The sequence below is a fragment of the Streptomyces sp. genome (assembly GCF_031178505.1).
GTDB lineage: Bacteria > Actinomycetota > Actinomycetes > Streptomycetales > Streptomycetaceae > Streptomyces > Streptomyces gulbargensis.
Genome location: NZ_JAPSIW010000665.1, coordinates 1 through 3,966 on the forward strand (window position 1 = coordinate 1; position 3,966 = coordinate 3,966).

General features: G+C 72.4%; 4 protein-coding genes. 3 read left to right on the forward strand and 1 reads right to left on the reverse strand.

Annotated features, from left to right (window positions below; genetic code table 11):
- On the forward strand, positions 1-708 hold a 708-nt coding region (locus RIF68_RS30085), incomplete at its 5' end, for a bifunctional riboflavin kinase/FMN adenylyltransferase (RefSeq protein WP_309054435.1).
- A 39-nt stretch (positions 709-747) separates the two neighbouring features.
- Here RIF68_RS30085 and RIF68_RS30090 read toward each other — a convergent pair.
- Complete coding sequence (locus RIF68_RS30090; RefSeq protein ID WP_309054436.1) at positions 748-1,965, reverse strand: cytochrome P450; 1,218 nt, start codon at positions 1,963-1,965, stop codon at positions 748-750.
- Positions 1,966-2,153: 188 nt separating this feature from the next.
- Between RIF68_RS30090 and RIF68_RS30095 the strand changes: the two genes are divergently transcribed.
- The gene (locus tag RIF68_RS30095) at positions 2,154-3,287 is read left to right on the forward strand and encodes a type III polyketide synthase (protein ID WP_309054437.1); all 1,134 of its coding nucleotides are present in this window, start codon (positions 2,154-2,156) and stop codon (positions 3,285-3,287) included.
- Positions 3,288-3,467: 180 nt separating this feature from the next.
- Positions 3,468-3,966, forward strand: a 499-nt coding sequence (locus RIF68_RS30100) for a hypothetical protein (RefSeq protein ID WP_309054438.1), incomplete at its 3' end; no start/stop codon positions are given.

The following is a 3,966-nucleotide window of genomic DNA, read 5'->3' on the forward strand; positions in this document are numbered from 1 at the left end:
GTGGACGCGGTGCTCGTGCTGCCGTTCACCGCCGAGTTCTCGCAGCTGTCCCCGGCGGACTTCGTCGTCAAGGTGCTCGTCGACAAGCTGCACGCCAAGGCCGTCATCGAGGGCCCGAACTTCCGCTTCGGCCACCGGGCCGCCGGGAACGTCGACCTCCTCGCCGAGCTCGGCACCACCTACGACTACGAGGTCGAGGTCATCGACCTGTTCGTCTGCGGCGAGGCGGGAGACGGGGAGCCCTTCTCCTCGACGCTCACCCGCCGGCTCGTCGCCGAGGGCGACATGGCGGGAGCCGCCGAGGTCCTCGGCCGCCCGCACCGCGTCGAGGGCGTCGTCGTCCGCGGCGCCCAGCGGGGCCGCGAGCTCGGCTTCCCCACGGCCAACGTGGAGACCCTGCCGCACACGGCGATCCCGGCCGACGGCGTCTACGCGGGCTGGCTGACGGCGGCGGGGGAGCGGATGCCGGCGGCCATCTCGGTCGGCACCAACCCGCAGTTCGACGGCAAGGAGCGGACGGTCGAGGCGTACGCGATCGACCGCGAGGGCCTGGACCTGTACGGCCTCCACGTGGCCGTGGACTTCCTCGCCTACGTGCGCGGGATGCTCAAGTTCGACACCCTCGACGACCTGCTGCGGGCGATGGCCGCCGACGTGGAGACCTGCCGCGCGCTGACGCGGACGTACGACCACGAGCACGGCCACTGAGCCGCCCCCCGTGGGGGACGGCTCAGTGGCCGGGGCCCGTCACCAGGTGACCAGCAGCTCCTTCGGACCGCGGATCAGCCCCTTGGACTGCCACACCACGCCCTCGGGGCCGTCCGCGAGCCGCAGCTCCGGATAGCGGCGCAGCAGCGTCCCCAGCATCACCTCGGACTCCATCCGCGTGAGCATCGCGCCCATGCAGTGGTGCGGGCCGTGCCCGAACGACACATGGCCGGTGCCCGTCCGGTCGAAGTCGATCTCGTCCGGGTCCTCGAAGACCTCCGGGTCCCGGTTGGCCGCCACGTACGAGGCGTACACCGCCTCACCCGCCCGGATCAGCACCCCGCCGACCTCGACGTCCTCCGTCGCGATCCGCGGCAGCCCGACCCCGTTGCGGTGCGGGATCCAGCGCAGCAGCTCGTCCACCGCCTGCGGCAGCAGTTCCGGCTCGGCGCGCAGCCGGGCCTCCAGATCCGGACGGGTGAGCAGCACGTACACCATGTTGGCGCTGTTGTTGCGGACCGCGTGCGCGCCGCTGATCAGGATCGCCATGGCGAGCGAGACGGCCTCGTCGGCGGTGATCCGGCCCTCGGCCAGGGCCTCGGCGAGTTCCCCGGCGAGGTCGTCCGAGGGCTCCGCGCTCCGCCGTTCGAGCAGCCGCGTGATGTAGCCGTGGATCTGCGCCTTGGCCGCCCGGCTGCTCTCCGGACCGGGGCCGGAGGACAGGATCAGGTCGGGCCAGGAGGCCAGCTCCGCCCGGTCCTCCTCCGGAATGCCGAGGAGGTCGCACACGACCGACATGGGCAGCGGCCCGTGCAGGTGCTTCATCAGATCGGCCGGACGGCCCGCCTCCTCCATCGCGTCGAGGAGCCGGTCGCAGCTCGCCTGCGCCAGCGGGCGCAGCCGCTTGGTGCTCTGCCCGGTGAACGTTTTGGTCACCGCCTTGCGCAGTCGGGTGTGGTACGGCGGATCGGCGTAGTTCAGGGCCGCCTTCGAGGCCACCATGTGGCCGGTCATCTTCGTCACCTGGCGGTCGAGCAGGGCCGTCCGGCTGAACCGGGGGTCGGAGGTCACCGACCGGACGTCCTCGTACCGGGTGACGAGCCAGGCCTCGTTCTCCGCGGCGAACGGCAGCCGGATACGGGCGATGGGCTCCTCGGCGAGGAGTTCGGTGAGCAGCGGGTCGAAGTCGAGGGCCGGCAGGTCCTCGACGGCCCAGACGCGGGCGGGCCGCGGGGCGGCCGTCGGTTCGGAGGTCATGGGAACGGTGTTCCCGGCCGCCGGGAGCCGTGACACGCGGGCGTCCGACAGCCCCCTGAACGGAGCATTCCGTCGGCCCGGCCCTCTTCACCCTCCGTGACCGGTCTGTCGCAGTCGCGGTTGCGGGGTGGCGATCACCGGGTGACGGTGGGCGCAGTTCACGCGAACCAGACGAAGGAGCGAGTGTCGTGGTGACCCTGTGCAAGCCCGCGGTGTCCGTGCCCGAGCACGTGATCACGATGGAGGAGACGCTCGAACTCGCCCGCTCACGCCATGCGGACCACCCCCAGCTGGGACTGGCGCTACGGCTGATCGGGAACACCGGGGTCGCCAAGCGGCACATCGTGCAGCCCATCGAGGAGACGCTGAAGCATCCCGGCTTCGAGGAACGCAACACGCTGTACGAGGCGGAGGCGAAGGCCCGGGTGCCGGCCGTCGTGGAGGAGGCCCTCGGCAACGCGGGGCTGCGTCCGGCGGACATCGACATGATCGTCTACGTGTCGTGCACGGGCTTCATGATGCCCTCGCTCACGGCCTGGCTGATCAACACCATGGGCTTCCCCAGCCACACCCGTCAGCTGCCCATCGCCCAGCTCGGCTGCGCCGCCGGCGGAGCCGCCATCAACCGGGCGCACGACTTCTGCACCGCCTACCCGGAGGCCAACGTCCTCATCGTGGCCTGCGAGTTCTGCTCGCTGTGCTACCAGCCCACCGACCTCGGCGTCGGCTCGCTGCTCTCCAACGGCCTCTTCGGCGACGCCGTCGCCGCGGCGGTGGTCCGCGGCCAGGGCGGCACCGGCATCGCCCTGGAGCGCAACAACTCCCACCTCGTGCCCGACACCGAGGACTGGATCGCCTACAGCGTCCGCGCCACCGGCTTCCACTTCCTCCTCGACAAGCGCGTCCCCACCACGATGGAGCCGCTGGCCCCCGCACTGCGCGAGATCGCCGGTGCGCACGGCTGGGACGCGGGGAACCTGGACTTCTACATCATCCACGCGGGCGGCCCCCGCATCCTCGACGACCTCAGCCTCTTCCTCGAAGTGCCGCCGGAGTCCTTCCGGTTCAGCCGTGCCACGCTGACGGAGTACGGCAACATCGCGAGCGCCGTCGTCCTGGACGCGGTCCGGCGCCTCTTCGAGGAGGGCGGGCAGCCCGAGGGCGCGCGCGGCATCCTCGCCGGCTTCGGACCCGGCATCACCGCCGAGATGTGCCTCGGCCGGTGGACCAACGCCGCCCGGGAGCCCGAGCCGCGGCTCGACGCACGGCGGATCGTCGGCTACGCGCCCGCGATGCGTCCGGCCCGCAGCACCACCGCCTGACCGGCCCGGGCGCACGCCCGTACGGAGGCGTGACCGGCCCGCTCCCCCCCGGGACCCCGGCGCGCCCTCCCGTACGAAGAGGCGCAGCCGGCCGTCCCGACCCGGCGCACCCGCCGGGCACAGACCTTCCTCCCCATCCGAGTCACCGTCACGGATCCACCCCCAGCACAGGAGAGCCGTATGACCAGCACGCCACCTGCCCGCCGCGGGACCCGCCCGCGCCTCCGTGTCCGCCGGGCCGCCGCCGCCCTGACCGCGCTCCTCGCCGGCGCGGCCACCGCCTCCCTCGCCGGGGCCCCCGCCCAGGCGGCCGGCGCCCCCGACCGGGCCCGCGTCCCCATGCACCAGTGCTGGGTGAACGACGTGGCGGCGCCGCCCGGTGACACCGTCAGCGGCACCAACGGTGACGACCACATCTTCTGCGACAGCGACCTGGAGAACGTCACCGTCTCGGGCGCCGGCGGCAACGACATGATCGAGGTCCGGGGTCTGGTCATCGACTCGGCCATCATGGGCGGCGAGGGCGACGACGTCATCCGCGCCAAGCACCTGGTCCCGCAGAAGGCCTCCAGCATGGTGCGGGGCAACCGCGGCAACGACGTCATCAAGGTCGCCACCGTCTCCGGTGACGGCGCGGAACGCGGTGCCGTGGTGCACGGTGACGACGGCAACGACAAGA